Consider the following 327-nt stretch of genomic DNA (forward strand, 5'->3'; position numbering starts at 1 on the left):
GCGACTTCACCGTTGACGAGGACGTCGCCGTAGAGCTTGGAGGAGCCGGGGTTCACGACGAAGTTCTCCAGCGTGACGGTGGTGTCGCCGGCCTTCAGGGTCAGACCCGAGTCGTCGTGGTTGAGCAGGCCCTGGACGTAGGGGCGGTAGTTGCCGTCCGGGCTCCAGTACGTGACGGACCCGGCGGTGATCGGGAACGACACGGCACCGTCGGCGAGCTTCGCGGAGCCGGAGACGCCGGGGGTGAGCTTCAGGGAGGTGAGGGCGTCGGTGAAGCCCTTGTCGAGGGCGACGGAGGTGTTGCCGCCGAGGACCTCGGGGACCGAG

The 327-nt window shown here is 68.5% G+C and carries 1 pseudogene; it reads right to left on the minus strand.

The features are described 5' to 3' along the window. Positions 1–327, minus strand: a pseudogene (locus OXR63_RS17965) (hypothetical protein); the annotation flags it as partial.

It is taken from the genome of Curtobacterium sp. GC_Cur_3 (genome assembly GCF_026544205.1).
Classification (GTDB): domain Bacteria; phylum Actinomycetota; class Actinomycetes; order Actinomycetales; family Microbacteriaceae; genus Curtobacterium.